The organism is Paenibacillus sp. 01T424, from assembly GCF_056398745.1.
On sequence record NZ_JBFTPZ010000014.1, the window covers coordinates 23,463 to 49,812 of the forward strand.

Sequence of the window (26,350 nt, forward strand, 5' to 3'; positions counted from 1 at the left end):
TCGTTTTATATCTACAATAAAAAGACATTATCAATGAATCAAAGACATCTCACATTGATTTATAACAAAAACTATATTAAAATGATTATTGAGAATCATTGAGAATCACTCTATAATAGAAAGTCTATTATTTATAGAMGTGACTGAGCGAATTAAACCAACCTTGGAGGGATCAGCATATTATGTCTACTCATTTTGTCATTGATGGTCTGAAAGCGGCTATCGACGGAAAAGAGATTTTGAAAGGTATTAACCTAGAAATTAAAGGTGGAGAAATTCACGCGATCATGGGCCCGAACGGTACCGGTAAATCTACACTGGCATCCGCTTTGATGGGACATCCTAAATATGAAGTAACAGAAGGAACGGCAGTACTAGATGGCGCTGACATCCTTGAAATGGGTGTTGATGAGCGCGCACTTGCTGGTTTGTTTCTTGCAATGCAATATCCAAGTGAAATTCCAGGCGTAACAAACTCTGACTTTCTACGCAGTGCGCTAAATGCACGTCTTGGCGAAGGCAATGAAATCTCGTTGATTAAATTCATTCGCAAAATGGAAAGCAAAATGAAAGAGCTTGAAATGAATGCTGAATTCGCTCATCGTTACCTTAACGAAGGTTTCTCAGGCGGCGAGAAAAAACGTAACGAAATTTTGCAAATGATGCTTCTTGATCCAAAAATCGTTGTTCTTGATGAGATCGATTCAGGTCTTGACATAGATGCACTTCGTATCGTATCACAAGGCGTAAATGCTATGCGTTCGGAAGATCGCGGTTTCCTTATCATTACTCACTATCAGCGTTTGCTTAACTATATTACTCCAGACTATGTACATGTTATGATGCAAGGCCGTATCGTTAAATCGGGTGGTCCTGAGCTGGCTGAGCGTTTGGAAAACGAAGGTTATGATTGGGTAAAAGAAGAGCTTGGAATCGAAGATGAAACGGTCGGTCAGGCTTAAGCAGAGAAGGGGGCAAAACGGATGAGTACACAACTATCAACGCAGGCCAACCGTCAAGCTGCTGAAGCGCTGGCACGTAGTAAAGGCGAGCCGAACTGGCTTGTTGAACTGCGCGGAGAAGCGGCAGACCTTGCCGGAACACTCGGATGGCCTAAGCCGGAGAAGGTTCGTATTGAACGGTGGAATTTGACAGCACTAGGAAACTACGAGCAACCGACAACGGTTGGAGCAATTAGCGAACTTCCACAAGCTGTTCGTGAATTGATCACAGAAGGAACTGAAAATTTGCTTGTTCAACGTAATTCCGGCATCGTATGGAATCAGTTTTCAAACGAATTGGCTAGCAAAGGCGTTATTTTCACAGATTTGGAGACGGCATGCAAAGAGCATGGCGACCTCGTTCAAAAATATTTGTTCCAAGCAGTAGCGAAGGACGAAGATAAGCTTACAGCACTTCATGCAGCACTTTGGAACGGTGGCGTATTCGTTTACGTTCCTAAAGATGTTGAAGTCGAGCTGCCGCTTCAAGCGATTTTCTACAATGATAATGCTGAAGCGACATTTGCTCCGCATATCTTGATCGTAGCGGACAATAATAGCCGAGTGACATATGTGGATTGTGTTGTATCCGAACCGGGAGCAAGCAGTGCTCCTTTCGTACATCCATCTGTTGTTGAAGTGTTCGTGAAGCCAGGCGCTCATGTTCGTTTCAGCTCCATTCACCATATGGCTGAGACGGGCGTGGATATGTCAATCCGTCGTTCGGTTATTGAAAATGACGGCCAAATGGAATGGATTATCGGTGATTTGAATGACGGAAATACGTTGTCAGACACGAAATCCATGTTGAAGGGCACAGGCTCTACTTCTGATGCAAAAGTTATCAGCGTAGGCAAAAATGCTCAACAAAACAGCTTGACGACGCAAGCCGTTCACTTCGGCAAAAGCTCCGACAGCAACATGGTAACACGTGCAGTAATGAAGGATTCCGCTTCAGCGATCATCAACGGAATTACAAAAATCGAGAAGGGTGCGACGAAAGCGAACGGTGTACAAACCGAGAAGGTGCTCATGCTGAGCCCTAAAGCGCGCGGCGATGCCAATCCGATTTTGCTTATAGATGAAGATGATGTAACAGCAGGCCACGCAGCAAGCGTGGGGCAAGTAAACCCTGAGCAGGTATATTACCTAATGTCTCGCGGTATATCTAAGCAAGACGCTGAACGTCTAATTATTTACGGCTTTTTGGCTCCAGTCGTATCGGAAATTCCAGTCGAGGCGGTACGCGGTCAGCTTCAGCGTTTGCTCGAAAGGAAGCTAGAGGGATGAATATAAATGCGATTCGGGAGCAGTTCCCGATATTGCATCAAGAAATAAACGGGCACCCGCTCGTTTATCTGGACAGCGCGGCATCTTCGCAGAAGCCGCGCTCCGTCATTGATGCGGTTAATCGGTACTATGAGCTGGATAACGCGAACGTTCATCGCGGTGTGCATACACTTGGTTCCAGGGCGACTGATGCCTATGAGGGAGCGCGCGAGAAGGTAGCGAAGTTTCTGAATGCGGGAGCACCGGAGCAAATTATTTTCACACGCGGTACTACAACAGCACTAAACTTGGTTGCTTCAAGCTATGCACGCAGTGTATGCGGTGAAGGTGATGAAATTGTCATCACACCGATGGAGCATCACAGTAATTTAATTCCGTGGCAGCAAGCTGCTAAGGCCACTGGCGCAACGTTGAAATATATCCCGATGCAGCCCGATGGTACCATTTCTCTTGAGGATATTGAGAAAACGATCACTCCACAGACGAAGGTGGTTTCCATCACTTACGTCTCGAACGTGCTCGGTCTTATAAATCCGATTAAAGAAATTACCCAAATTGCACATCGTAATGGTGCCATTATGGTCGTGGATGGTGCACAGAGCACACCGCATATGAAGATCGATCTCCAAGATTTGGATGTTGATTTTTATGCTTTTTCTGGTCATAAAATGTGTGGTCCTACCGGCATCGGCGCATTATATGGCAAGAAGGCACTGCTTAACAAGATGGAGCCGATTGAGTATGGCGGCGAGATGATTGATTTTGTTGATTTTTATGAGTCTACGTGGAAAGAGATTCCGTACCGCTTTGAAGGCGGCACTCCCATTATTGCGGGTGCGGTTGGACTCGGTGCTGCAATTGACTTCCTACAAGAAATTGGACTAGATGAAATTGATCAGCATGAGAGACGTTTAGCCACATATGCTTACGAGAAGCTATCTTCGCTGGAAGGCATCACATTGTACGGTCCGAAGCAAAATCGTGTAGGACTCATCACATTCAACTTGGATGATGTACATCCGCATGATGTTGCGACCGTGCTTGATTCCAAAGGCATTGCGATTCGTGCAGGCCATCACTGCTGCCAGCCGCTAATGCGTTGGTTGAATGTATCGGCAACGGCAAGAGCAAGCTTTTATTTATATAATACTGAAGATGAAATTGACCGCTTAGCCGATGCCTTACTACAAACAAAGGAGTTCTTCGGTCATGCAATTGGATGATTTATATCGCAGAGTCATTATGGATCATTATAAAAATCCTAGAAATCGCGGAACCTTGGATGAAGAATCAGTTACCATCAACCTGAATAACCCTACTTGTGGCGATCGTATATCGCTGCAGCTGCAGGTCGTAGACGGCAAAGTTGCCAATGCGAAGTTCAGTGGTGAAGGCTGTTCGATCAGCATGAGCTCTGCATCGATGATGACAGAGGCGATAAAAGGAAAAACATTTGATGAGGCGCTTGCCATGGCTGAGAAATTCTCAGCTCTAATGAAAGGCGAACCGGTTGAATTTGATGAATATGAGGAATTGGATGCACTTTCTGGTGTAAACAAATTTCCTGCAAGAATTAAGTGTGCGACACTAGCGTGGAACGCTTTACGCAAAGGGATCGAGCAGCAAGAATCACATTAAACTAGATTTATGAGGAGCGTGAATGACCATGGCTAAATCAATGCCGGAAATGGAAGATTATAAGTATGGTTTCCGTGACGAGCACAAAGCCGTATTCGAATCAGGCAAAGGTTTAACGGAAGAAATCGTACGTACGATTTCGGATATTAAAGGTGAGCCGGAGTGGATGCTGGATTTCCGCTTGAAATCACTGGAGCAATTTTTCAAAATGCCGATGCCTAAATGGGGCGGCAACATGGATGAGCTTGATTTTGACGACATCCAATATTATGTTCGTGCTTCAGACAAGCAAGGGAAAACATGGGAGGAAGTTCCTTCCGAAATTAAAGAAACATTTGACAAGCTGGGTATTCCAGAAGCTGAGCAAAAGTTTCTAGCCGGCGTATCGGCTCAATATGAGTCCGAGGTCGTTTATCACAGCATGCAAGAGGATCTTGAGAAGCAAGGCGTTATCTTCACAGATACGGATACTGCGCTTCGTGAGTATCCTGAGCTTATGAAAGAATATTTCGGAACGATTATTCCTCCGAATGACAATAAATTTGCTGCTTTGAACAGTGCGGTATGGTCAGGCGGAAGCTTTATCTACGTACCAAAAGGCGTAAAATGCGAAGTGCCTTTGCAGGCATACTTCCGTATTAACTCCGAGAACATGGGTCAATTTGAGCGTACGCTTATTATTGCCGATGAAGACAGCTCCGTTCACTATGTAGAAGGCTGTACAGCTCCCGTTTACAGCACAAACTCTTTGCACAGTGCGGTAGTTGAAATCTTGGTTAAGAAAAATGCACGCGTTCGTTACACTACGATTCAAAACTGGGCACCGAATATCTACAACCTGGTTACTAAACGTGCGGTAGCTGATGAGAATGCTACGATGGAATGGGTAGATGGAAACATCGGCTCCAAGCTGACGATGAAGTACCCAGCTGTTGTCCTTCGCGGTCGCGGCGCAAAAGGTATGGTATTGTCCATTGCCGTTGCCGGCAAAGGCCAGCATCAGGATGCAGGGGCAAAAATGACTCACCTTGCACCAGATACGAGCTCGACAATTATTTCCAAATCAATCAGTAAGCATGGCGGTAAAGTAACATACCGTGGTCTTGCATCCTTCGGACGCAACTCCGACGGCGCGAAAGCTAATATCAAATGTGATACGCTTATTCTCGATAATGAATCAACGTCAGATACGATTCCTTATAACGAGATTTTGAACGATAACATCACACTTGAGCATGAAGCAACAGTATCGAAGGTTTCTGAGGATCAACTGTTCTACCTCATGAGCCGTGGTCTGAGCGAAGCGGAAGCAACGCAAATGATCGTAATGGGCTTCATCGAGCCGTTCACGAAAGAACTGCCGATGGAATATGCGGTAGAGATGAACCGTTTGATCAAGTTTGAGATGGAAGGTTCAATCGGTTAATAAAAACGTAGGCGTATCAAGGGCTAAACGGTTTCAAAATATCGTATGATAACGTTTTGATACCGTTTAGTCAAATACGCTACTACTTTGAATTTCTATTTGCTAGTAAATCGGTGAATCCGTAGATATTTTCTACGGATTCTTTTTTTTATTTCTTTAAGCAATTTCTGCAATAAATCGGGGAAACGGAAATCAAAAATGATTATAAATGAACAGTAAAAAAAATGACATCGAAAAATCCTCGACTGGCTAGGTCGAGGAGATAACTAATACAGACTGTATAGAAATAACCCTATGATTCAAAGATTAAACAGGTTTACCTGTCAGACTGTTTTCAAACATATCAATTATAACGAGGAAATGTTCTGCTTCTCGGAATACATGATCCGCCAATAACGGATGAATGATACTTTTTATACGGCAGGCTTCAATAAGGTCTCGAGCTGTACTTTTAAAGTCACGAAGCGATTTAACTGACACTCTATTTTGATCAAGAAATTGGTCAAGTAGCGGAACAGTTTGCGATTGAGGTCGCATAGACTCTAAGTCCCTTGCTTGAAATAGTAACGTGTCAAATTCTTCACTGAAGTTATTCGCTTGTTCCACTAACTGTCGCTCTGAAGGATCAAGCAAGTGACTAATGAATTTGGCGTGGTCTGCCATGATTCTTAGAAAGAAAACATTCTCGTCGATAATAGCATCAGGCAGTGGCTGTAACTGACCTAAATTTAATTCCGACAAACGATTTCTGAAATAATTAGCTTCTCTGCTCACAYGATCAACTAACAATGGGAAGTTGTTTGCACCTGGAAGTTTGCAAGTCAGAATTAAACCGAGCACTTTTCTTTTGAAAGCCCAAATGTAAGAAACAGCAGTATAAACTTCTTCATTGAATCTTTTAATTACGGTAGGATCTGTTTCAATTGTATAAGCATTAGATTTATTTTCGATTGATTCAAAAACGGCATAGAAATGATTTGCTTCATTAATTAGTTGTGTATCTTCACATCGGAAACCCAATTTAAGAAAAAGAGAATGCTCTTTCATAATACGAGACCAAAACCTAACTTCTTCTAGAGAACGAGCTACAAATGACTGATCTAACAATGGCGAAATCCTCCCTTGATACATTATCTTTAAGAGTACTGTATGAAAGGAAGGTTTGTTCTATTCCCTTCCTAGTATTCTAAGTAGCTTCATTTAGTCATAGTCGAAATGGAAGGTTCAATCGGTTAACGATAGAGCCAATAGGAAAAAGGGGCTGTCCCAAAGTAGAATTTTCTACTTTAGGGCAGCCCCGTTTCCATGTTCATCGTATCCGTCTATTTTTCGAGTAGAAGCTTTACTGCTTTCTCGAAATAGCTGCTAAGCTTAGCGGTTTCTTCCATGTTGCCATGTGCCCAATAAAAAATCATCGCATTGTTTATCTTATAAATACGAGGGTAAAGCATATTAATCAATTCGGTTTGTTTTGAAAATCCTTTAGACCCTCTTCAAGCTGCTGCTCCGATTTAAAAATATAAATGGAAACCTGTTCTAGGCGAGTAGAGTCAGCTTCATTGTTTATAGGACTAACCGTATATCTGCTAGGATTAATACCATCCAAAATCCATTCCTTATCTGGACGGATCGGAGTCAAAAGCAGCTGCTGATTGCTTAATTCTTTTTCAATTAGACTTAAATAAAGGGGTGATTTGGTTATTATAGGATCAATGATTTGTGCCGTAATGGAGAACCGTATGGGTGGCGATGAATCGAGCTGCATAGCTGCTGCTCTTATAGCCACTGGCTGACCAATATGCAGCTTGCCATAGACTTCTTTATCGATGGTGTACCACGCTAGCTCGCGATTCTGTTCTGCTTTTGTAAACCAATCATCCATCGAATGGCTTTTTCTCTCGTCTTCTGACCAGTTCGCAGCCACTAAAATTCGATTCGATGCATCTCGGGCCATAACTTTTTTGTCCATTACAAGTCCTTCGACCACTTTCTCTGGCTCTGACCAAGATAGTATTTCCCGAATCTTAATTGTGTTAGAAGGAGATAGCCTGAACATCGTATGCGAGTCATCTAAATTAACGATTGAATCTGTTTTATCATCACCGATCAAAAGATAATATTCAGAGCTGCCGATTATTACTTTATAAGTTGGAGCTGCCATTTTCACGATACCTTTTAATGGTTCAGCTTCTTCAAAAGTTTGTTTAAATACATCTACAAGGTCGGCTTCCGTTATGGTCTGATAGATGGTTTCAATAGCTGCCTTGCTGCCATCAGCATTTTTGAGGTTATAAATGACAACTTTTTCACGGACTCGATTCGGCTGTTCGTTCGGTTCAATGATTGTTAGCTCGCTTGGTTGAACAGTTGGTGTATTACTAATTGCTTCGGATTTGCATCCGGTCATCATTAAAGCAATAATGATTATTGCTAAAATGCTTCTCACTCCATCACCTCTAGTCTTAATTTGCATATTTGGTATCATTTACAATAACAACGATAAAATCATTGTATAAGTTGCGAACGTGGTTGATAAGAATAAGCGGCAGCATAAAAAAAACCCGCAATCGCAGATATGATCTGCAATTCGGGTTGTTTTTGAAACATTTAAATATAAACCTGCTGGATTTCATACTCACGCTCAATGGCCATATCGATGAATTCTTCACCAATTTGAATAAGCGGGCGGAAAAACTCGGTAGGGTGAGTCATGACAATAATTCCACTTTCTCCACCTACAAGCTCGATTCTTTTGCCTATGAAATTAGGCATCATATGTTTAATAAAGGTGTGGGTTGTATAGGGATCAAGCTCTTTGAAGCTCAGCTGATAAAGTTCCTTTAGTACAAAAAGCAAATCACGCTTCTGTTGATACACGCGCTGGGAAATCATCGCACTGTAAATATCGACTACAGCAATGATTTTGGATACGGGATGAATCTCATCACCCTTCAGACCTTGAGGATATCCAGTGCCATCATTTCGCTCATGATGTTGAAGTGCTCCAATGGCTACAAATGGTTCATCCAGAGAGTCTAAAATAATTTCATGTCCGTATAAGGTGTGTCTCTTCACTTCTTCGTACTCTTCATCAGTCAGCTTCCCAGGCTTATTTAAAATGCTCTCTTCAATTCGGCATTTTCCGATATCATGGAGGAAGCCGGCATTGCCGATACGAACAGCTTCTTCATTGGAGTACCCGACCCAAGTAGCGAGATAATACGACAACATACCGACCTGCACGGAATGCTGATACGTATAATCGTCTTTAGAATTGAGTAATAGCAGCATAGATACAACATCGCGTTCCATTTGGAGGTTGCTCAGTAGAGGCTGGAAGATGGACGTTACTTCCTCGACATCCACTTTTCCTTGCTGATTCGCTTTCGTGAATAATCCCTCAAAGCTTTTGACAGCGTTTTCGTAAAGGGGCTGAACGGTAGGAAGCCACTTGGGATTTATAGTAGATTCAAGTGTACGACCTTCCGTTTCTTCGCTTACTCTTTCATCTATATCAATATAGTCCATTTGATGTTGAAATAATCTTGATATATCTTGGTTATTGAGTACTGTTCCTTTGGAGAGTACATGAAGTCCGTAATTGTTGAAAGTGTCATTGCTTAAACGGTCTCCATTAATTAATTCTGTAACATGAACTCTCATCGAGACACCTCATTGGTAGTAGTAGAAAAGATATACCTACAATAGTAGCAATGATTGATCGGATTGGCAATATGAGGGTATTATAATAGCGACTAATTACCTAATAATTCAGCATAAAGCGACCTTGCTTTTGATAATTGATCTGTGCCTTGGACGATGGCTCGGCCATCCTGGAACAGGACTAAGGTCAAATCAGCCTCAAGTTCAATTCGCAGTAAAAAACGATTGCGTGTTATTGTGCCAACCGGCTTTAAGCGTTCAGCTAACTCTTCCAAGTTCAGTAGAGCATCTTGACTCGGTGTAATTTGCACAGAATGGCGACCGCATAGAGCAGCAGCTGATCCCGACATTTGGTCTTCCAAAAATGCGAACTGCCTATTTCCGCAGCAGTCGCAATGGCTTCGCTTCGATTTGGCCACAGAAATAGGAAGCCAAGCATGATTCCAAAGGTCAACTTGAAATAAGGTGCCGTGAAGTGCGTTCTTGTTGCCTGAGAGCAGCTTAATGGCTTCCGTTGCTTGAAGAGAGCCGATGATGTCAACGACTGGAGAGATGACACCTGCCGTTTCACAAGTATCGGTCGTTCCAGGCGGAGGCGGTTCATTGAACAAGCATCGGTAGCAGGGGGATTCGCCTGGTATAATCGTCATTGTCATGCCCGATGCGCCGACGGCTCCGCCATAAATCCAAGGAATGCTGTACTTCACGCTATAATCATTAATTAAATATCGAACAGAGAAGTTGTCACTGCCATCAACAATAAGATCAACATCAGTGAGTAATTCTTCCGCATTCATTGCCGTTAAATCAGCAACTATCGGATCAATGAAGACAGAGCTGTTCATGGCTCGCAAATGCGCAGCAGCGGCCTCTGCTTTGGGAAGCAGCGATAATACATCTTCTTCGGTATACAGCATTTGCCGCTGTAAATTACTCCATTCAATAATGTCCCGGTCTATAATACGCACATATCCAACGCCGGATCTGACTAAATGCTGGGCGATGACAGAACCAAGCGCACCCATGCCAACGACCGCTGCGCGACTGCCGGTAAGCAGCTGTTGTCCTTTCTCTCCAACGGGTGAGAAGCGGACTTGTCTCGCATAACGAGCTGATCCCACGCCCGATATTTCAGGCGCAGCGTTATTTTGTGTGATTGGTTTGTTCATTTTTGCTAATCTCCTTAAAAGCATCGTGAAGCCATGTTCGACACGCCTAGTTGTAATTCTAAAAGTCCTTTAATTGTTCAGTAGGATTCCACGGGCCAAGCTGATGCCCTTTCCATTCTGATCCGTCTTCCCAAATTTCTTTCTTCCATATAGGGACGATTTGTTTAAGACGTTCAATGGCGTAGCGGCTCGCCTCGTAACAGCTGTCACGGTGGGGGGATGACACCGCGATAACGACGCTTGTCTCAGCGAGGCCAACAACGCCAATTCTATGGCTGATGGCACATAAGGCGCCTTGCCAGCGCTCGGCAATTTCATTGCCAATTTGCTGCATCGTTGCAATGGCCATCGGTGCATAGGCTTCATATTCAAGCCGTACCGTACGCTGCCCATGTGTCCATTCACGCGTTGTTCCTACAAATGCAATAGAGGCACCATTTTCCGGTACAATAACTTTTGCAAGCACAGCATCGGAGCTAATGACATCGTTTGTTACGATATAGCGCTCTATAGGCTCCTTGGCAAGCTCTTGTTTCTCTTCTCCTCCGGATACTGGCGGAAGCAGGGCTAGCTCGTCAGAGGCGTGTATGATCGTATCCTCGGCGGCGTAAACGTGGTTGCATGCGATAAAAGCTATCTGTATTAATGCTTGATGATCTGGGTATTCGTCAGAAATGGCGGCCTTCAGATCGGCTACGCTCATTTTCTCCAAATCCGATTGCAGCTGTATGGAAGGGGCCCCAATTCGCTCGGGAAGCCCTGCAAATAATTTAATAATCCAGTCATATTTCATGGTATAAAACCTCTCATCGTATAGGCTTGAAGCTGTTTATAGAATATCATAATTCAAGAAAAAATGTTATGCTTATACTCGTACAGAAAGGGAGTGAAGGTCATGCCGACATTGACGGATCGTTTTGGACGGGTACACGATTACTTACGTATTTCAGTAACGGATCGTTGTAATTTGCGATGCTTGTATTGCATGCCAGAGGAAGGAATGGAATTCACAGAATCAGAAAATTTACTTTCCTATGATCAAATTGTCGAGGTAGTTGAAGCGGGTGCGGCGCTTGGCATTACGAAGCTGCGCATTACCGGAGGCGAGCCGCTTATAAGGCCGGGTCTCGATGGTTTAATTAAAAGATTATCTGCCATAGCTGGCATTAAAGATATAGCATTAACGACGAATGGTGTTTTTCTAGCCAAACAAGCGGAAGCGCTTCGAGCAGCAGGCTTGAATCGTGTCAATATTAGTTTAGATACGCTGGACTCCGCAAGATTTCGCTTTATTGCAAGAAGCGGGGAATTAAAACGTGTGATGGAAGGAATCGAAGCGGCAGCAGCAGTAGGCTTCGACCCTATTAAGCTGAATTGCGTGCTTCTTAAAGAAGTAAATGAGGATGAAATTGCCGCATTTTTAAAACTCGCCTACGAGCAGCCGATGCATGTTAGATTTATTGAATATATGCCAATCGGCCATGCGGATGAAAATTGGAAAAAGCATTATTTGCCGCTTTCGCGTGTACTGGAAGTAGCAGAGCAAGAAGGCTATACGATTAGCCGCGGACCAAACGTGCATGGAAACGGTCCTTCAGAGGATTGGCAAATGAAGGGCGGCCGCGGCTCCTTCGGGCTTATTCATCCCATCAGCGATCACTTCTGCAGCAATTGCAATCGGCTGCGCTTAACAGCGGATGGGTCCATTAAGCCTTGCTTATATTGGGTAGATGAGCTGAATGTAAGAGAAGCATTCGGGCATCCAGAGGAAATGCAGCAATTGCTGCTGAAATCGATGGACATTAAGCCGGAAAATCATGAAATGGCGGCTAAGCTGGCTGACAGCGCACAAACGCATATTCCTACCGAACGGCGGATGTCGCAGATTGGAGGCTGAGAAGCAGCTGATGCATGAGATCAAGATTGAACATTTTGAGATAGGAATGTCCGTTACGACCCCAGAGGAGATGGCAAAACTTTCGGGCGCAAGCTTCCTTATTGCAGGCAGAGTGCCGGATGCTGAAGGTGAAGCATTTGACTTATATCAATGGTACGCTGCATGGATGAGGGACAATAATTCTGAGAATGCTGCAGTGTCCAAGACGCCATCTTATTTAATCGTAGAAGCGGCGGATTCTTTCGAGGCTACTATTCCATGGGAGCAGCTTGAGCAGGCGGCTGTGCTTTACCGGATTAATGGCTTGCCTTTGCAGAAGGCAGGCCCTATCCGCCTTTATGTGCCCAACGGCAGCAGCAAATGCTTAAATGTGAAAAGTATCGTTAAACTCAAAATGGGACACGATGAGCCAAATACGCAGGTTGAAGCTGCATATGGTTTTAAGCATACATTTTCGATGAATGATTTGCGTAATAACAAGTAGACTGGTTTTGTGTCGCTGAGTACAGGCATTAAGGAGGCGTGCATGAATTTGACGGACAGTTTTCGTACAAGGGTAGTGCTTCTTCATAGCAATGATATACATAGTCGTCTGGAGCATGCCGCCAAGATCGCTTCTTTTATCGCAGAGGAAAGACGAAGCTGGGGCAATGAGCGAGTGCTTGCGGTAGACTGCGGAGACCATATGGATCGCATGCGAGTGGAGACCGAAGGCAGCGATGGGATTGTTAATGTAGAACTTTTAAATCAAGCTGGGTATGAAGTAATAACACTTGGCAATAATGAAGGGCTTACTTATTCTTCTCAGACGATTTCGGAGGCGTATACTGATCGCGCTCAGTTTGCTGTCGTTTGTGCCAATATGCACGAGGCTGCTTCAGGTGAGCAGCCTGATTGGCTGCTGCCAAGTATTATTATTGACAAAAATGAACTTCGAATCGGTATCATAGGCGTCACAGCGGCCTTTTCTGACTTTTATTCTTTGCTAGGCTGGCAGGTATCCGATCCATTCGCGGCGGTGCAAGAACAGGCGGCAAAGCTGAGAGATAAGGTAGATGTGCTGGTAGTGATGTCCCATATCGGGATTACCTTCGATAAGCAAATGGCGGAGAAGCTTGAGGGCATCGATCTTATTTTGGGAGCACATACCCATCATTTATTGGAAGAGCCGATTGTTATCGGTAATACGACGATTTGTGCAGCGGGGAAATTCGGCGAGTATATCGGGCGAGTAGAAATCGGAATGGACGATGTTTCCTCGCGCCCAATGTTCCGCGCAACCTGCGTTCCTACGGCCGCAATGGCAGAGCATCCGGAAGCTGCCGCCATCATCGGCAGCTATCTAAAGGCGGGACAGCAGCGCCTAAGCCGGGTTATCGCCCGGCTTTCTGCACCGCTGCCCGCCAGAGCCGAGCGGGAATCACCGCTCGGCAACCTGCTGGCCGCTGGCTTGCGCCGCTGGACCGATGCCGAAATCGGCATAGTCAACGCTGGACAGCTGCTCGGCGGCCTCGCGCAAGGGGACGTGACAGCGGGCGAATTGCACGCCCTCTGTCCGTCGCCGATTAATCCGTGCCTCATGCTCATCGCAGGCACGGATATAAGGACAGCGCTGGAGCAAGCGCTGCTTCCCGAATTTATCCATAAGCCGATCAAGGGATACGGCTTTCGCGGTGAAGTGCTTGGAACGCTTGCCATAGATGGCTTGTCCGTTACCTATGATTCGAACAGAATGCCGATGGATAGACTCATACAGGTAACAGTTAATGGAGAAACGCTGGATGATGAACGACTGTATAAGCTGGGAACGATCGATATGTTCAGTTTCAAGGCGGGTTACGAGTCGCTCGCCAGCGCGGTGCAAGTGAACTATTACTTGCCTGAATTCATTCGAGACGTGATTGAAGCGCAGCTGCAAAATTCGTCTGAATTGGCGGAATGTTGTCAGCTAAGATGGGAAAATACCTCGATTTGACAAAGAATATGAAAAATATCGACAATTCATGTCGAAAAAATAGTATAAAATGGTTGCGATTTTCCCGTATATCCCGTACATTAACATTACGAACGATTTTTTCCGATGTAATAGTTAGCCGACTTTTAATGGGGAAGGATCGAGAAAATGCGGTTGTTGCCAATAGCGAAATGCAGGCCGGGTATGAAGCTGGCCAAAAAAATATTTTCTCAAGAAGGTATCGTTCTTCTTGGCGAAAATATGGAACTGACAGAGAGACTTATATCCCGCTTGGATCAATGCGGAATTCAATATGTTTATATAACAGATCCGAAGACGGATGATATTGTGCTGCCTTCTTTAATTAGAGAGGAAACGATGCAAATCGCGCTGAAGGAAATTCGAACGAATTTCCGCGAAATGATGGATCGTCCTAAACGCAAAAAAGGCGTAACCTACCCCTATATCGCACAGCCATTTAAAAATATGATGAATATGATTATCGATGACCTCTCCGGTCATAAGGATGCCATGATCATGCTAATGGACATGAGCTCCGTTGATCATTATTTGTTCCAGCATTCTTTAAACGTCTGCGTTTATACGACACTGCTCGGTATGTCGAACGGCTATTCTAAGGAAGAGCTTACGACGCTTGGCATGGGCGCTCTTCTTCACGATATCGGCAAGACGCAGATTGCGATTGATGTGTTAAGAAAACCAGGCTCCCTCTCCAAAGAGGAGTTCGAAGCGATGAAGCAGCATGCGAGAATCGGTTACGAGCTGCTCAAGGATGAGCCTAACCTGCCGCTGCTTGTTGCCCACTGTGCATTCCAGCATCATGAGCGAATTGACGGAAGCGGTTATCCGCGCGGAATCAAAGGCAATGAAATTCATGATTATGCCAAGTGGATCGGGTTGGTCGATTCGTATGACGCCATGACAACAAATCGCGTCTACAGTGCTCCAATGCTTCCACATCACGCGATTGAGCGGCTTTATGCCGGTACGGGAACGTTATACGAGCAGCGAATGCTGCAGCTGTTCCGCGATAAGGTTGCTATTTACCCGATTGGAATAACAGTTAAGCTGCAAACAGGAGAGTCGGGTATCGTAGCAGATCTTAATCATTCTTACCCGCATCGACCTATTATTCGTGTTCTATATAATGAAGCGGGCGAGGAACTGAAATCGCCTTACGAGATCGATTTGTCGAAGCAGCTCACGATGATGATTGTCAGCGTGAACGATGACGCGAGCGAAGTGCAGTTTGCCTCAGGAATTTAACGAAAGACAGATTGGGAGCCGCTTAGGGCTCCTTTTTGCTTCTTTTTTTGCCGTTTTATTTGCTTCCTTTGCAGTCGCGCATTACAATAACTAAAGAATGATTCATTCCAGAAAATAAGTCAGGTGCTGAAGAAAAATGAACACAATACAATTTCAACAATCAAGAACACCGTTATCCACACTTTCGCCAACGAATGATCCGTGGGATCCCATCCGTTCGTTGCAGCAATATGGAAGACATCGCTTAACAAGCGTCGAAATGACCGTTTCCAACCTATGCAATATGCGATGCGAGCATTGTGCTGTTGGAGATACACTTGTAATGACAGAACCCGCCAAGCTGCCGCTTAAGCAGATGCTGGACCGACTGGATGAAGTAGAGCATCTGGAAACGATAAGCATTACAGGCGGGGAGCCATCCTTCTCCGACCGAACGGTTCGTGATTACATGGTGCCGTTGCTTCAATACGCCCGCAGCCGCGGCATTCGCTCCCAAATCAATTCGAACGTGACGCTGCCTTACAGCCGTTATGAGCAGCTAGCTCTTTATCTAGATGTCATGCACATTTCATTTAACTACACGTCTCCGGAAGATTTTCACCAAATTGGATTTGCGAAAGCCAATCATCATGTATCGCTCGAAGCCGCGACCAAGCTTTATGAACGAATGATCGAAAACACGCGTCGCCTTAGCGAGACAGGTGTACTCGTTTCTGCGGAGTCTATGATCAATTACAAAACGTATAACAAAATTGATGAGATTCATCAGCTGATTGTGGATATGGGATGTCAGAGGCATGAGGTACATCCGATGTATCCTAGCTCCTTTGCGAAGGATTTACCTGTTCTCTCACGCGAGCAAATGCTGGAAGCTATTGAACGCTTGCTGAAAGCGCGAGACCAATCCGTTTGGATGCTGTTCGGTACACTTCCCTTTTATCCATGCAGTGACAGCAAATCAGAACGTGAGCTGCTGCGAAGATTAGCGAATGAGCCAAATGTAACGGTACGTAACGATCCTGATGGCCGCAATCGACTGAACGTAAATTTGTTTACAGGCGATGTATTTGTAACCGACTTTTCTGACGTGCCCGCTTTTGGCAACATCGGTTCGTCCAAATTGGAGGATTTATTTGATAAATGGCTGGACCATTCCCTTGCGCAAAGTGTGAATTGTCACTGCCCGGTCGCTTCATGCTGCGGACCTAACCTACTTGTTAAGGATATGTACTATAAAGATGTTAATTTCCATGAGCGCAGCGCAGTGCTGGATTAGTATGAAAGAGCTGGTTTAAGAGTGGCGTAAAGTGCATATAAAAGAATAGAGAGGAGGAGAAGCTGTGTCTATTAAGACAATCGTATTTATCGCTTTAGGGTTATTGTTGCTCTATCTGTTTTTTACGGTAGGTGCTCCTTTCTTGCTTGCGCTTGTTGTAGCTATTTTTCTTGAGCCGCTTAATCAGCTGTTTATGAAAAAATTCCGAATGAATCGGCTGGTGGCAGCTACAATATCAAGCAGCCTATTTACGGTTATTCTCATCGGACTAATCGCGCTGCTTGGGGTGAAAGTGGTAGCCGAATTAATAGCCTTTTTCAAAAAAGTGCCCCAATACTTCGAAAATGCCAATGGGATGGTAGACGATCTCATGTTTCAGGCACAATCGTTATATCAAAACTTCCCTCCTGACGCCATTGAAACGTTAGAGAAATGGCTAATGGAGCTAACGAGTACATTAACGAAAATGGTGGGTACGTTATCGAACACCGTTATCGCTTTCGCCTCAAGCATCCCGGGCATGTTCATCTTCTTTATCGTTTTCTTGGTGGCGGTATACATGATGAGCTTTAGTCTAAATACGATGAAGGCAACGGTGCTTTCATTATTTGAAGAAAAATCGCAGCCTCAGGTCAATGATGTGCTGAACAATCTCAAAAAGTCGATTTTTGGTTTCTTGCGTTCGCAGTTTATTTTGAGTGCACTCACCTACATCATTTCGTTGATCGGTTTGCTCATACTTAATGTCAAATATCCGCTTGCTATCGCACTGCTTATTATCATTGTTGATATTATGCCGATTCTTGGAACAGGTTCTGTGCTTGTGCCATGGGGAAGTTATTTGCTGCTGACGGGCAATGTTTTTGTAGGGGTAGGGCTAATTATTCTATTTCTAGTGATTACCGTATTCCGCCGCATCGTAGAGCCYAAAATTCTCGGTGATTCTGTAGGGATCGGCTCATTGTCAGCGCTTGTAAGTTTATATGTCGGCTTCAAGCTCGTCGGTGTTATCGGTGTATTCATCGGACCGCTTGTCGTGATCATCTATATGGCAGCTCGAAGAGCTGGACTATTCCAAATGAAATTCAAGCTATAGCCTTGGAAAAGCCGTGCCAAAGCCGTTGCTAGATACGTATGATACTGCAAAAAAAGCAGATCATGCAGGAGGCATACGAATAAATGGCACCTATTAAAGTTGCAATTGTAACACCAGGCTCCTTCCCGATTCCATCATCAGGAAGCAGCTCGGTTGAGCGGGTGGTAGAGAAATTTGCCCCGCTGCTTAAGCCTTACGCGGAACCTCGTATATTTGGAAGACTGAGCAAGCGATTGCCTCGTCAAGGACAATTTAACGGTGTTGTTTGTGAACGGTTTGCAGCGGGCAATAAGCAGCGATATATTCAAGAGGTAGGACATGYGGTTCACCGTTTTTCTCCTCAGGTCATCGACGTCGAGAATCGTCCCCAATTTGTGCTAACGATGAAGCGATTGAATCCAGGCAAACGAGTCTGGCTTTATTTGCATTCCTCCACCTTTATTTCACCCTCCTATATTTCTTCTGCAAACTTGCATAAGTGCTTGCAGGCAGCAGATAGAATCATCGTAAATAGCGAGTTTCTAAGGCGAATTGTAGTGTCGAAAGCGCCAGAGGTCGCTTCGAAGCTGCGAGTCATTTATCCTGGGGTAGATACGGCAAGGTTTCCTTCACAATATTCCTCCGAAGGAGCCGCCAAACGGGAGAGTTTAAGGCAAAAGAGAGGATTGCATGGTAAAAAAGTGGTGCTTTTTATGGGGAGGCTTATTCCGCTTAAGGGCGTTCATCATCTTCTCAATATCGTGCCGCAGCTTGCCAAAAGCCACCCAGAGCTCGTCGTTATCATCGTAGGGAGCCCATTTTATGGCTCGCATCGCAAAACGGCTTATGCGCGCAAGCTTGAACAGCTTGGACGCAAATGTCCGGGTCATGTTCGTTTTGTGCCCTACGTGCCGCATTCGGAAGTGCCCAGCTGGATGCTCGTTGCTGATGTAGCGGTCGTGCCATCTGGACAGAGGGAGGCATTTGGGCTCGTTAATGTCGAGGCGATGTCCTGCGGCGTTCCGGTAGTCGCAACACGTGCAGGCGGAATGAAAGAAATTATCCGCAATGGTGAAACGGGCTATTTGGTCAATCAGCTTCATATCGAGCGAGAGCTGCGAGAAAAGCTGCATCTGCTGCTTCGCGATAAACAGCTCAGGCAGAAGCTGGGGCGCCGCAGCCGCGAGCGTGTGGAGCAGACATTTACATGGCGCCACACCGCTGATCGATGGGTAAGGCTGCTGAAGGAAAGCGGACTGTAGCAGGCTGTGTTTTTCCGCGGTTTGGAAAATAGAGGGTTGACACCCTTCTTTACTAAACGGTATAGTCAAACAAGGAAATCCACTAGGGGCGCCGTAATGGCTGAGATAAAGCGAATCGCTTTGGTCCCTTTGAACCTGATCTGGGTTATGCCAGCGTAGGAAAGTGGGATTGTGCGTTTATGCTTTGCGCGTGAAAGCTCTGCCGGAATCTGCTGAAGCCTCAGCTTATGCGGCATGACTTTATCTGCTTAGGGGGAACCCTTGCAAGATAACACTCGCATGACGACACTCTTCGACCGCTCCTTTGCTGGAGCGGTTTTTTTGTTTGGCGCCAGTGAATCGATAAAGCTTTGTGGCCGCCATGCACGCTCCAGCAATTGCAGCTCTTGTAGCAGCCTAGCTACTTGTATAGCAGCGGTGTTTTAAACTTTCTCATATGCTTGCGTATGCCTCCAGGAGGAATTCTATTATTCCATTAGGAGGTTTTTGTTATGTCTATTTTTTCTACTCCGCTTCCGGGCAGCCGCAAGGTGTACGTCGAGGGCTCAAAGGGAAACATCCGTGTTCCGATGAGAGAAATTGCACTTGAAGCTAGTACTGGCAGAAATGGTGAAGAGCTGCCGAATGAACCTGTACGAGTCTATGATGCAAGTGGTCCTTATACCGATGAAACGTATGAGGCAGATGTTCGGCGTGGTTTGCCCGGTATTCGCAGCGAATGGATCTTGCAGCGTGGTGATGTAGAGCCCTATGAGGGCAGGGAAATCAAACCGGAGGATAATGGATTTATTTCGGCTGAAAAAGCAGAGCAGCGAGGCGCGGAACGATTCCCAGGGTTAACGAGGAAACCGCTTCGTGCCAAAACAGGGCAAAATGTTACGCAGCTTCATTACGCCCGCAAAGGGATCATTACATCTGAGATGGAATACATCGCTATTCGCGAAGGGATGAGTGCAGAATTTGTACGTAGCGAGATTGCAGCCGGCCGTGCCATTATTCCGACTAACATCAACCATCCTGAAAGTGAGCCGATGATTATTGGGCGGCAGTTTCACGTTAAAATCAATGCTAATATCGGCAACTCTGCTGTAGCTTCTTCGATTGAAGAGGAAGTGGAGAAGATGACTTGGGCGACGCGCTGGGGAGCCGATACGATTATGGATTTGTCCACGGGGAAAAACATCCATACGACGCGGGAGTGGATCGTGCGGAATTCACCAGTTCCAGTTGGCACAGTGCCCATTTATCAGGCGCTGGAGAAAGTGAACGGCAAAGCAGAAGACCTTTGCTGGGAAGTATTCCGCGATACGCTTATTGAACAAGCCGAGCAGGGCGTCGACTATTTTACGATTCATGCAGGTGTGCTGCTCCGCTACATACCACTTACGGCAAAGCGCGTTACGGGCATTGTCTCGCGAGGCGGATCAATTATGGCAGCATGGTGCCTGGCACACCATAAGGAGAATTTCCTATATACGCATTTTGAAGACATTTGTGAAATTATGAAAGCATACGACGTATCATTCTCGCTCGGTGACGGCCTGAGACCCGGTTCTATAGCAGATGCCAATGACGCTGCTCAGTTTGCTGAGCTGGATACATTGGGTGAGCTAACGAAGATCGCATGGAAACATGATGTACAAGTGATGATTGAAGGCCCTGGCCATGTGCCTATGCATTTGATCAAAGAAAATATGGATCGTCAGCTAGAGGTGTGCGATGAAGCGCCTTTCTATACATTAGGACCGCTAACGACCGATATCGCGCCAGGCTATGATCATATTACTTCGGCAATTGGTGCTGCAATGATTGGATGGTTCGGCACGGCAATGCTTTGTTATGTAACACCGAAGGAGCACCTTGGCCTTCCGAATAAGGAGGATGTGAAGGAAGGCGTTATTACGTACAAAATCGCAGCGCATGCGGCTGACTTGGCGAAAGGGCACCGTGGAGCGAAGCTGCGTGATGATGCATTGTCCAAAGCGCGATTCGAGTTTCGTTGGCGGGATCAATTCCATCTATCGCTTGATCCAGAGCGTGCGATGGCTTACCACGATGAGACGCTTCCAGCTGATGCTGCGAAATCCGCTCATTTCTGCTCCATGTGCGGGCCGAAGTTTTGCAGCATGCGAATCACCCAAGATATAAGAGAGTATGCCGCGCAAAACGATATGGAAACAACGGAAGCCATTGAAGCGGGAATGAAGGAAAAATCAGATGCATTCAAGGCGGCAGGGAGCAAGATTTATGGTTGATTCTGTTCTTGATGCTTTTGCAGATCGTTATTCGAGGCAAACGAGATTTGCATTCATTGGAGAGGCAGGCCAGCGCAAGCTGGCCGATGCCTCGGTGCTTATCGTCGGTGTTGGCGCATTAGGCGCTTCGCTTGCGCAGCATATGGTAAGAGCCGGTGTCGGGGAAGTTAGGCTGGTAGACAGGGACTTTGTTGAGCCGAGCAACTTGCAGCGCCAAATGCTTTTTGACGAGGCGGACGCTCTGGCAGTGATGCCCAAAGCAGTGGCCGCTGCTAATCGGCTTCGCCAAATTAACAGCAGTGTAAACATTATGGCGACAGTAGCGGATGTGAATGCACAGAACATCGGATTTCTCGCCGGAGGAGTCCATATCGTCCTTGATGGGACGGATAATGCAGCGACAAGGCTGCTGGTCAGCGACCAATGCTTTAGACAGCGAATCCCATTTGTTTATGGCGGAGTGGCTGGGGCGCAGGGCATGCAGGCAACATTAATTCCTGGAGAGACAGCTTGCTTGCGCTGCTTAATCGGAGCAGATGATATGGAGCAGGAGGCCGATACTTGCGATACGGTGGGCGTACTCGCTCCGGCGGTTGAATGGATTGCATCTATGCAAGCAGCTGAGGCGATAAAATGGCTAACTGGCAATGATTCGGCGCTGCGTAAAACGTGGTTGAGCATTGATCTATGGTCATTCCGAATGCGGGAATCGGAGCTTCCGGCATTCAGTACCGAGTGCCCATTCTGTGCTCAAACGCCTGATGTAGCAACTGACGGCATGCTTTGTTTTGAAGCTGATAGAGCGGAAGATACTCAAATAAGCTCTACCGTATTATGCGGTAGGGATACGGTGCAGGTGACGTTAGGCAAGCCGGTTGATTTAAAAGAGGTAGAGCAAACTTTGCGAGCGCTTGGCTGCACGCTCACCGTGAATCGGTATTTAGTGAAAGCGATGATCTCAAGCGGAGAGCAGCTGATTCTCTTCCCAGATGGACGGGTGCTTGTGCAAGGCACAGCGGATGCGGAGAATGCAATTAATCTCGTTAAAACGTTCTTATGAAATGGAAATAAATGATTTTTTTGATGAAAGGTTGTGTTTGAGAATGAGTAGACAAGGCTGGCGGAACTTCAAGCTCTACGCCATTACAGCGAAATCTAATCACCCTGGCAGATCAGTCGTTGAAGTGATGGAGCAGGCGCTGATTGGCGGAGCTCAAATGGTTCAGCTTCGCAATAAAACGGGGACGAGGGAAGAGGTACTTGAAGAGGCCAAAGCCCTTCGAATACTAACGCGAAAATATAAAGTGCCTCTTATCATTAATGATTATCCTGATCTTGTTCTTGAGACGGATGCTGACGGTGTTCATTTAGGTCAGGATGATATGCCAATTGCCAAAGCAAGAGAATGGCTTGGTGCTGACCGCATAATTGGCATATCCACGCATAACCTGCAGCAAGCACTAGCTGCTGAACAGGAGGGAGCCGATTATATCGGCGTTGGGCCAGTGTATCCTACCGAAACAAAGCCGGGCCGTACGGCTGTTACTACAAGTTATGTCAGGGAAGCAGCGCATCATATATCGATACCGTTCGTGGCTATTGGCGGGATCACACTTGAAAATGTTGATGAAGTGCTAGCGTCGGGGGCAACACGGATATGTGCAGTTTCAGCAATTGTTGGCCATAACGATCCGGCTGGTGTTTGTCAGGCTTTCTTAAAGAAAATCGAAGCCCACCGTTCTGAATATGTTCCTCCCTTTAAGATAGTGAAGATTAATGGCCGCGAGGAGCAGACCAGCGCTAAAACAGTGGAGGAACTGGTCGTCCAGCTGGGACAACAAAATAAAAAGCTCGTTATTGAGCTTAACGGTATGATCGTACAACGCGCAAGGTGGGCTGAAACTGAATTACTTAGCGGAAGCTCCATAGAACTTGTGCATTTTGTTGGAGGGGGCTGAACATTTTGGGAAATTGGGATCATGAAGATGTCCTTCTTATTGGAGGACATGCGCTGCGGTCGCRTTTTTTGTTCGGTACGGGGAGATTTCCAAGTCCTGCTGTTCTGCAGGAGGCGCTTGAAGCGTCGGGCTCGGAGGTTATTACGTTCGCGGTTAGAAGGGTTAATCTAGAGAGTGTAGAGGATGATTCGGTACTTCAACACTTTGAAGATAAACAAATGCAATATTTGCCGAATACATCTGGTGCGAGAACAGCGGAGGAGGCTGTTCGAATCGCGCGTCTGGCGAGAGAAGCTGGGCTTGGCAACTGGATTAAGGTTGAAATCAGCGGAGACCATCGAACACTTCTGCCTGACCCTATAGAAACGCTGCGTGCTACGGAGCAGCTTGCGAACGAGGGTTTTATCGTTCTTCCTTATACATCCGATGACCCAATCCTATGCCGGAAATTAGAGGAAGCTGGAGCTTCAGCAATCATGCCTGGAGGATCGCCAATTGGATCTGGGCTCGGTTTGCTCAATCCCTATAACCTCGGACTTATTGCGGAGCAGTCGAGGGTTCCAGTCATCATCGATGCGGGTATTGGATCGGCGAAGGATGCTGCGGAAGCGATGGAGCTAGGTGCGGACGGCATTTTGGCTAATACGCCTATCGCTAAGGCACAGGATCCGATTATGATGGCTCGCGCATTTCGATTAGCGATTGAAGCAGGGCGATTGGCATGGCTGGCTGGCCGCATACCGAAAAAACGTTATGCATCTGCAAGCAGTGATTGGGCAGGCTCATTATTTGAAACAGGAGTTAGCTCAGGAGGGGAACAATAATGCCCCAATCGGTAATTATACTAGGAGGCGGCATTATTGGTTTGTCTTGTGCCTTCGAGTCGGCGCGTAGAGGCATGAACGTAACACTCATTGAGCCAAGCGCACTCGGAGGGCAAGCATCCGGCGCAGCGGCAGGCATGCTTGCTCCATTTTCAGAAAATACGGAGCAGCCCGATCAATTTTTTCAGCTGTGCCTAAACAGTCACCGCAGCTACCCGGCGTGGATTAAAGCGATCGAGGAACAATCCGGCATGTCGACGGAGTGGGTGCAGAGTGGAAGCATTAACGTTTTTATGCATGAAGCAGACGTCTTGCCCATACAATCCAGATTGCAATGGCAAAATGAATGGGGAGCCGAAGCTCAGCTTATTGATGCAGCTCAGCTTAGGAAGCTGGAGCCGATGCTTGCTCATTCGGCAATTGCAGGCGTATTTACGCCAAAGGAGAGCCATGTTTACGCGCCAAAGCTTGTTGCAGCACTTGAAGAAGCTTGCCGGAGGTTAGGTGTCGTCATCCTATCCCATGCGGGTAAAATTGAAGAGGTTGCAGTTCAAYAGAGCGGGGGAGCGTCTGTCCGAGCAGAAACGATGATAAAGAAGGTTCATGCCGATCGGCTAGTCGTCTGCGCGGGCGCTTGGTCAGGTGAATATGAACGATGGTTCGGACTTTCTGTTCCGATCCATCCGATTCGGGGACAAATCTGCTCTTATGAGCATCAAGAAGCTGAAGTTCGCCATATGATCTTCTCCAGCCAAGCCTATTGGGTCGGAAAAAGAAATGCTCGGCTCGTATGCGGTGCTTCTGAAGATGTCGCGGGCTTTGAGACGAGTGTGACAGAACGAGGCATCGGCCGCTTAATTCGCAGCAGCAATCAGCTTTTTCCATTTCTTAAAGGCAAAGAAACCGCGCATCGGTGGGCAGGCTTGCGTCCTGCAACGCGAGATGGAATGCCAATGCTTGGGCAAGTAGAGGGAATGCCAGCCGTTATTATGGCCGCAGGTCATTATCGCAACGGTATTTTGCTAAGTCCAATCACAGCTCATATTGTTGCTGATCTATTGGAAGAAAAGCAGGGAGAACCGTCGATCAGCAGATTCTCTCCTAACCGCTTTACGACTATTGCTATGAGAGGAAGACTTTCTACTTGATAGGAAGCCGCATGAAGGCAGCACGAAATATCTAAATTATTGCATTGAAAACATATGAAAAATCTGCTATATTGAAAACGAGAATCGTTATCAGTTGAGTAGGTTTTTTTTTATGTCTGGAAACAGACTTCCTTTATGAAGCATTTTTTATCAACCAAAGTATACATACAGAAGGGTAGTTTTCAAATGTCTTCTCTATCAAGCAAGAAAGCGCTGGCAGGCACAAAGCTGCGCACACGGCCGCTAGTGGCTACGATTATTTTATTTGGCGGGTTTGCAGCACTCTTATTATCGCTCGCATTATCTATCTCCGTCGGTGCAGCAGATATCAGTCTCTCAACGGTTTGGGATGGCGTATTCCACTTCAATGAGGAAAACATTCAGCATCAAATTATTAAAGAGCTTCGTATGCCGCGTGCGTTAGCCGCTGCTTTGGTGGGAGCAGCTTTCGCTGTCGCAGGTTCTGTTATGCAAGGCATGACTAGAAACCCATTAGCAGACTCGAGCTTGCTTGGAATTAACGCAGGAGCAGGTTTTATGTTGGCGCTTTGCTTCGCTTTTTTCCCTTCGATATCTTATCTTGGTCTTATGTTTGTGTGTTTTGCGGGTGCAGCAGTTGCAATGGGACTCGTATATGGAATCGGCTCATTAGCAAAAGGCGGCCTAACACCTGTGCGGCTTACACTGGCTGGTGCGGCTGTAGGGGCATTGCTGCTTGCTATAACAGAAGGCATAGCGATTTATTATAAAATTGGTCAGGATTTGGCTTTTTGGTATGCTGGCGGGGTAGCCGGAACGAAATGGCTGCAAATTCAAATTGTATGGCCATGGGTAGTTGGTGGACTGCTTGGCGCCATCGTGTTATCGCGCTCCATTACATTGTTAAGCTTAGGCGATGATGTTGCTGCAGGTCTTGGACAACGAACTGGCCTAGTAAAAGCAGCAGGCGTCATTATAGTCTTATTGCTGGCAGGCACCGCCGTTTCAGCGGTCGGCTCTATCGGTTTTGTAGGCTTGATTATTCCTCATATCTCACGATTCCTAGTTGGTGTCGACTATAGATGGATCATTCCATGCTCGGCGGTTTTGGGAAGTTTACTTATGGTGCTGGCTGATATTGGCGGGCGATTGATTAATCCGCCTCAGGAAGTGGCTATCGGTATTATAATCGCGGTTATAGGCGTTCCGTTCTTCCTCTATCTTGTAACAAGAATGAAGGGAGAATAA

23 protein-coding genes and 1 riboswitch are annotated in these 26,350 nt (G+C 46.1%); of the genes, 18 read left to right on the forward strand and 5 right to left on the reverse strand.

Annotated features, from left to right (window positions below):
• Window positions 1–182: 182 nt before the first annotated feature.
• Genes sufC through sufB form a run of 5 tightly spaced genes read left to right on the forward strand, consistent with a single transcriptional unit; the run spans window position 183 to window position 5,355 of the window.
• Window positions 183–962, forward strand: coding sequence for a Fe-S cluster assembly ATPase SufC (gene sufC / locus AC1DPK_RS13160; protein WP_076270273.1), 780 nt, complete (start codon window positions 183–185; stop codon window positions 960–962).
• 21 nt (window positions 963–983) lie between these two features.
• Entirely contained in the window at window positions 984–2,291 is a 1,308-nt protein-coding gene (gene sufD, locus AC1DPK_RS13165; protein ID WP_339204088.1) for a Fe-S cluster assembly protein SufD, read from the forward strand.
• Window positions 2,288–3,514, forward strand: a complete 1,227-nt coding sequence (locus tag AC1DPK_RS13170; RefSeq protein ID WP_477510580.1) for a cysteine desulfurase — start codon at window positions 2,288–2,290, stop codon at window positions 3,512–3,514. Before sufD ends, AC1DPK_RS13170 begins: the two co-directional genes overlap by 4 nt.
• The gene (gene sufU / locus AC1DPK_RS13175; protein WP_441909156.1) at window positions 3,501–3,929 is read left to right on the forward strand and encodes a Fe-S cluster assembly sulfur transfer protein SufU; all 429 of its coding nucleotides are present in this window, start codon (window positions 3,501–3,503) and stop codon (window positions 3,927–3,929) included. Before AC1DPK_RS13170 ends, sufU begins: the two co-directional genes overlap by 14 nt.
• A gap of 28 nt (window positions 3,930–3,957) precedes the next feature.
• The gene (gene sufB, locus AC1DPK_RS13180; protein ID WP_076270269.1) at window positions 3,958–5,355 is read left to right on the forward strand and encodes a Fe-S cluster assembly protein SufB; all 1,398 of its coding nucleotides are present in this window, start codon (window positions 3,958–3,960) and stop codon (window positions 5,353–5,355) included.
• 306 nt (window positions 5,356–5,661) lie between these two features.
• Here the strand turns inward: sufB and AC1DPK_RS13185 are convergent, their stop codons facing one another.
• The 5 genes from AC1DPK_RS13185 to AC1DPK_RS13205 form a co-directional block, all read right to left on the reverse strand.
• Window positions 5,662–6,462 carry a DUF2935 domain-containing protein gene (locus AC1DPK_RS13185; RefSeq protein ID WP_477510581.1) on the reverse strand — a complete coding sequence of 267 codons (801 nt, stop codon included), beginning with the start codon at window positions 6,460–6,462 and terminating at the stop codon, window positions 5,662–5,664.
• A gap of 349 nt (window positions 6,463–6,811) precedes the next feature.
• Window positions 6,812–7,801, reverse strand: coding sequence for a YhfM domain-containing protein (locus tag AC1DPK_RS13190; protein WP_477510582.1), 990 nt, complete (start codon window positions 7,799–7,801; stop codon window positions 6,812–6,814).
• 161 nt (window positions 7,802–7,962) lie between these two features.
• Window positions 7,963–9,018 (reverse strand): HD-GYP domain-containing protein, encoded by a 1,056-nt coding sequence (locus AC1DPK_RS13195; protein WP_430063499.1) that lies wholly within the window; start codon window positions 9,016–9,018, stop codon window positions 7,963–7,965.
• 92 nt (window positions 9,019–9,110) lie between these two features.
• Window positions 9,111–10,187 (reverse strand): ThiF family adenylyltransferase, encoded by a 1,077-nt coding sequence (locus tag AC1DPK_RS13200; RefSeq protein ID WP_477510583.1) that lies wholly within the window; start codon window positions 10,185–10,187, stop codon window positions 9,111–9,113.
• 58 nt (window positions 10,188–10,245) lie between these two features.
• A complete protein-coding gene (locus AC1DPK_RS13205) occupies window positions 10,246–10,980 on the reverse strand; it encodes a molybdenum cofactor biosynthesis protein (protein WP_477510584.1) in 735 nt (244 codons plus the stop codon).
• 102 nt (window positions 10,981–11,082) lie between these two features.
• Between AC1DPK_RS13205 and moaA the strand changes: the two genes are divergently transcribed.
• The 13 genes from moaA (at window position 11,083) to AC1DPK_RS13270 (ending at window position 26,350) form a co-directional block, all read left to right on the forward strand.
• The gene (moaA, locus tag AC1DPK_RS13210) at window positions 11,083–12,084 is read left to right on the forward strand and encodes a GTP 3',8-cyclase MoaA (protein WP_076270264.1); all 1,002 of its coding nucleotides are present in this window, start codon (window positions 11,083–11,085) and stop codon (window positions 12,082–12,084) included.
• Window positions 12,074–12,568, forward strand: a complete 495-nt coding sequence (locus tag AC1DPK_RS13215) for a hypothetical protein (RefSeq protein ID WP_477510585.1) — start codon at window positions 12,074–12,076, stop codon at window positions 12,566–12,568. The genes moaA and AC1DPK_RS13215 overlap by 11 nt, the downstream gene beginning before the upstream one ends.
• A 42-nt stretch (window positions 12,569–12,610) precedes the next feature.
• A complete protein-coding gene (locus AC1DPK_RS13220; protein ID WP_477510586.1) occupies window positions 12,611–14,059 on the forward strand; it encodes a bifunctional metallophosphatase/5'-nucleotidase in 1,449 nt (482 codons plus the stop codon).
• 147 nt (window positions 14,060–14,206) lie between these two features.
• A complete protein-coding gene (locus tag AC1DPK_RS13225; RefSeq protein ID WP_477510587.1) occupies window positions 14,207–15,325 on the forward strand; it encodes an HD-GYP domain-containing protein in 1,119 nt (372 codons plus the stop codon).
• Window positions 15,326–15,461: 136 nt separating this feature from the next.
• A complete protein-coding gene (gene yfkAB / locus AC1DPK_RS13230; RefSeq protein WP_477510588.1) occupies window positions 15,462–16,601 on the forward strand; it encodes a radical SAM/CxCxxxxC motif protein YfkAB in 1,140 nt (379 codons plus the stop codon).
• Between the two features lie 64 nt (window positions 16,602–16,665).
• Window positions 16,666–17,697: a sporulation integral membrane protein YtvI gene (ytvI, locus tag AC1DPK_RS13235; protein ID WP_076270261.1), complete on the forward strand. Its 1,032-nt coding sequence runs from the start codon at window positions 16,666–16,668 to the stop codon at window positions 17,695–17,697.
• Between the two features lie 83 nt (window positions 17,698–17,780).
• Window positions 17,781–18,938, forward strand: a complete 1,158-nt coding sequence (locus tag AC1DPK_RS13240) for a glycosyltransferase family 4 protein (RefSeq protein ID WP_477510589.1) — start codon at window positions 17,781–17,783, stop codon at window positions 18,936–18,938.
• Between the two features lie 74 nt (window positions 18,939–19,012).
• Window positions 19,013–19,117: riboswitch (TPP riboswitch) on the forward strand.
• Window positions 19,118–19,429: 312 nt separating this feature from the next.
• On the forward strand, window positions 19,430–21,193 hold the full coding sequence (gene thiC / locus AC1DPK_RS13245; RefSeq protein WP_477510590.1) for a phosphomethylpyrimidine synthase ThiC: 1,764 nt from the start codon (window positions 19,430–19,432) through the stop codon (window positions 21,191–21,193).
• On the forward strand, window positions 21,186–22,253 hold the full coding sequence (locus AC1DPK_RS13250; protein WP_477510591.1) for a ThiF family adenylyltransferase: 1,068 nt from the start codon (window positions 21,186–21,188) through the stop codon (window positions 22,251–22,253). Before thiC ends, AC1DPK_RS13250 begins: the two co-directional genes overlap by 8 nt.
• A 43-nt stretch (window positions 22,254–22,296) precedes the next feature.
• Window positions 22,297–23,151: a thiamine phosphate synthase gene (gene thiE, locus AC1DPK_RS13255; protein ID WP_477510592.1), complete on the forward strand. Its 855-nt coding sequence runs from the start codon at window positions 22,297–22,299 to the stop codon at window positions 23,149–23,151.
• Window positions 23,152–23,156: 5 nt separating this feature from the next.
• Window positions 23,157–23,975 (forward strand): thiazole synthase, encoded by an 819-nt coding sequence (locus AC1DPK_RS13260; protein ID WP_477510593.1) that lies wholly within the window; start codon window positions 23,157–23,159, stop codon window positions 23,973–23,975.
• Window positions 23,975–25,123: a glycine oxidase ThiO gene (gene thiO, locus AC1DPK_RS13265; RefSeq protein ID WP_477510594.1), complete on the forward strand. Its 1,149-nt coding sequence runs from the start codon at window positions 23,975–23,977 to the stop codon at window positions 25,121–25,123. The genes AC1DPK_RS13260 and thiO overlap by 1 nt, the downstream gene beginning before the upstream one ends.
• Before the next feature lie 186 nt (window positions 25,124–25,309).
• Entirely contained in the window at window positions 25,310–26,350 is a 1,041-nt protein-coding gene (locus AC1DPK_RS13270) for a FecCD family ABC transporter permease (RefSeq protein ID WP_339204068.1), read from the forward strand.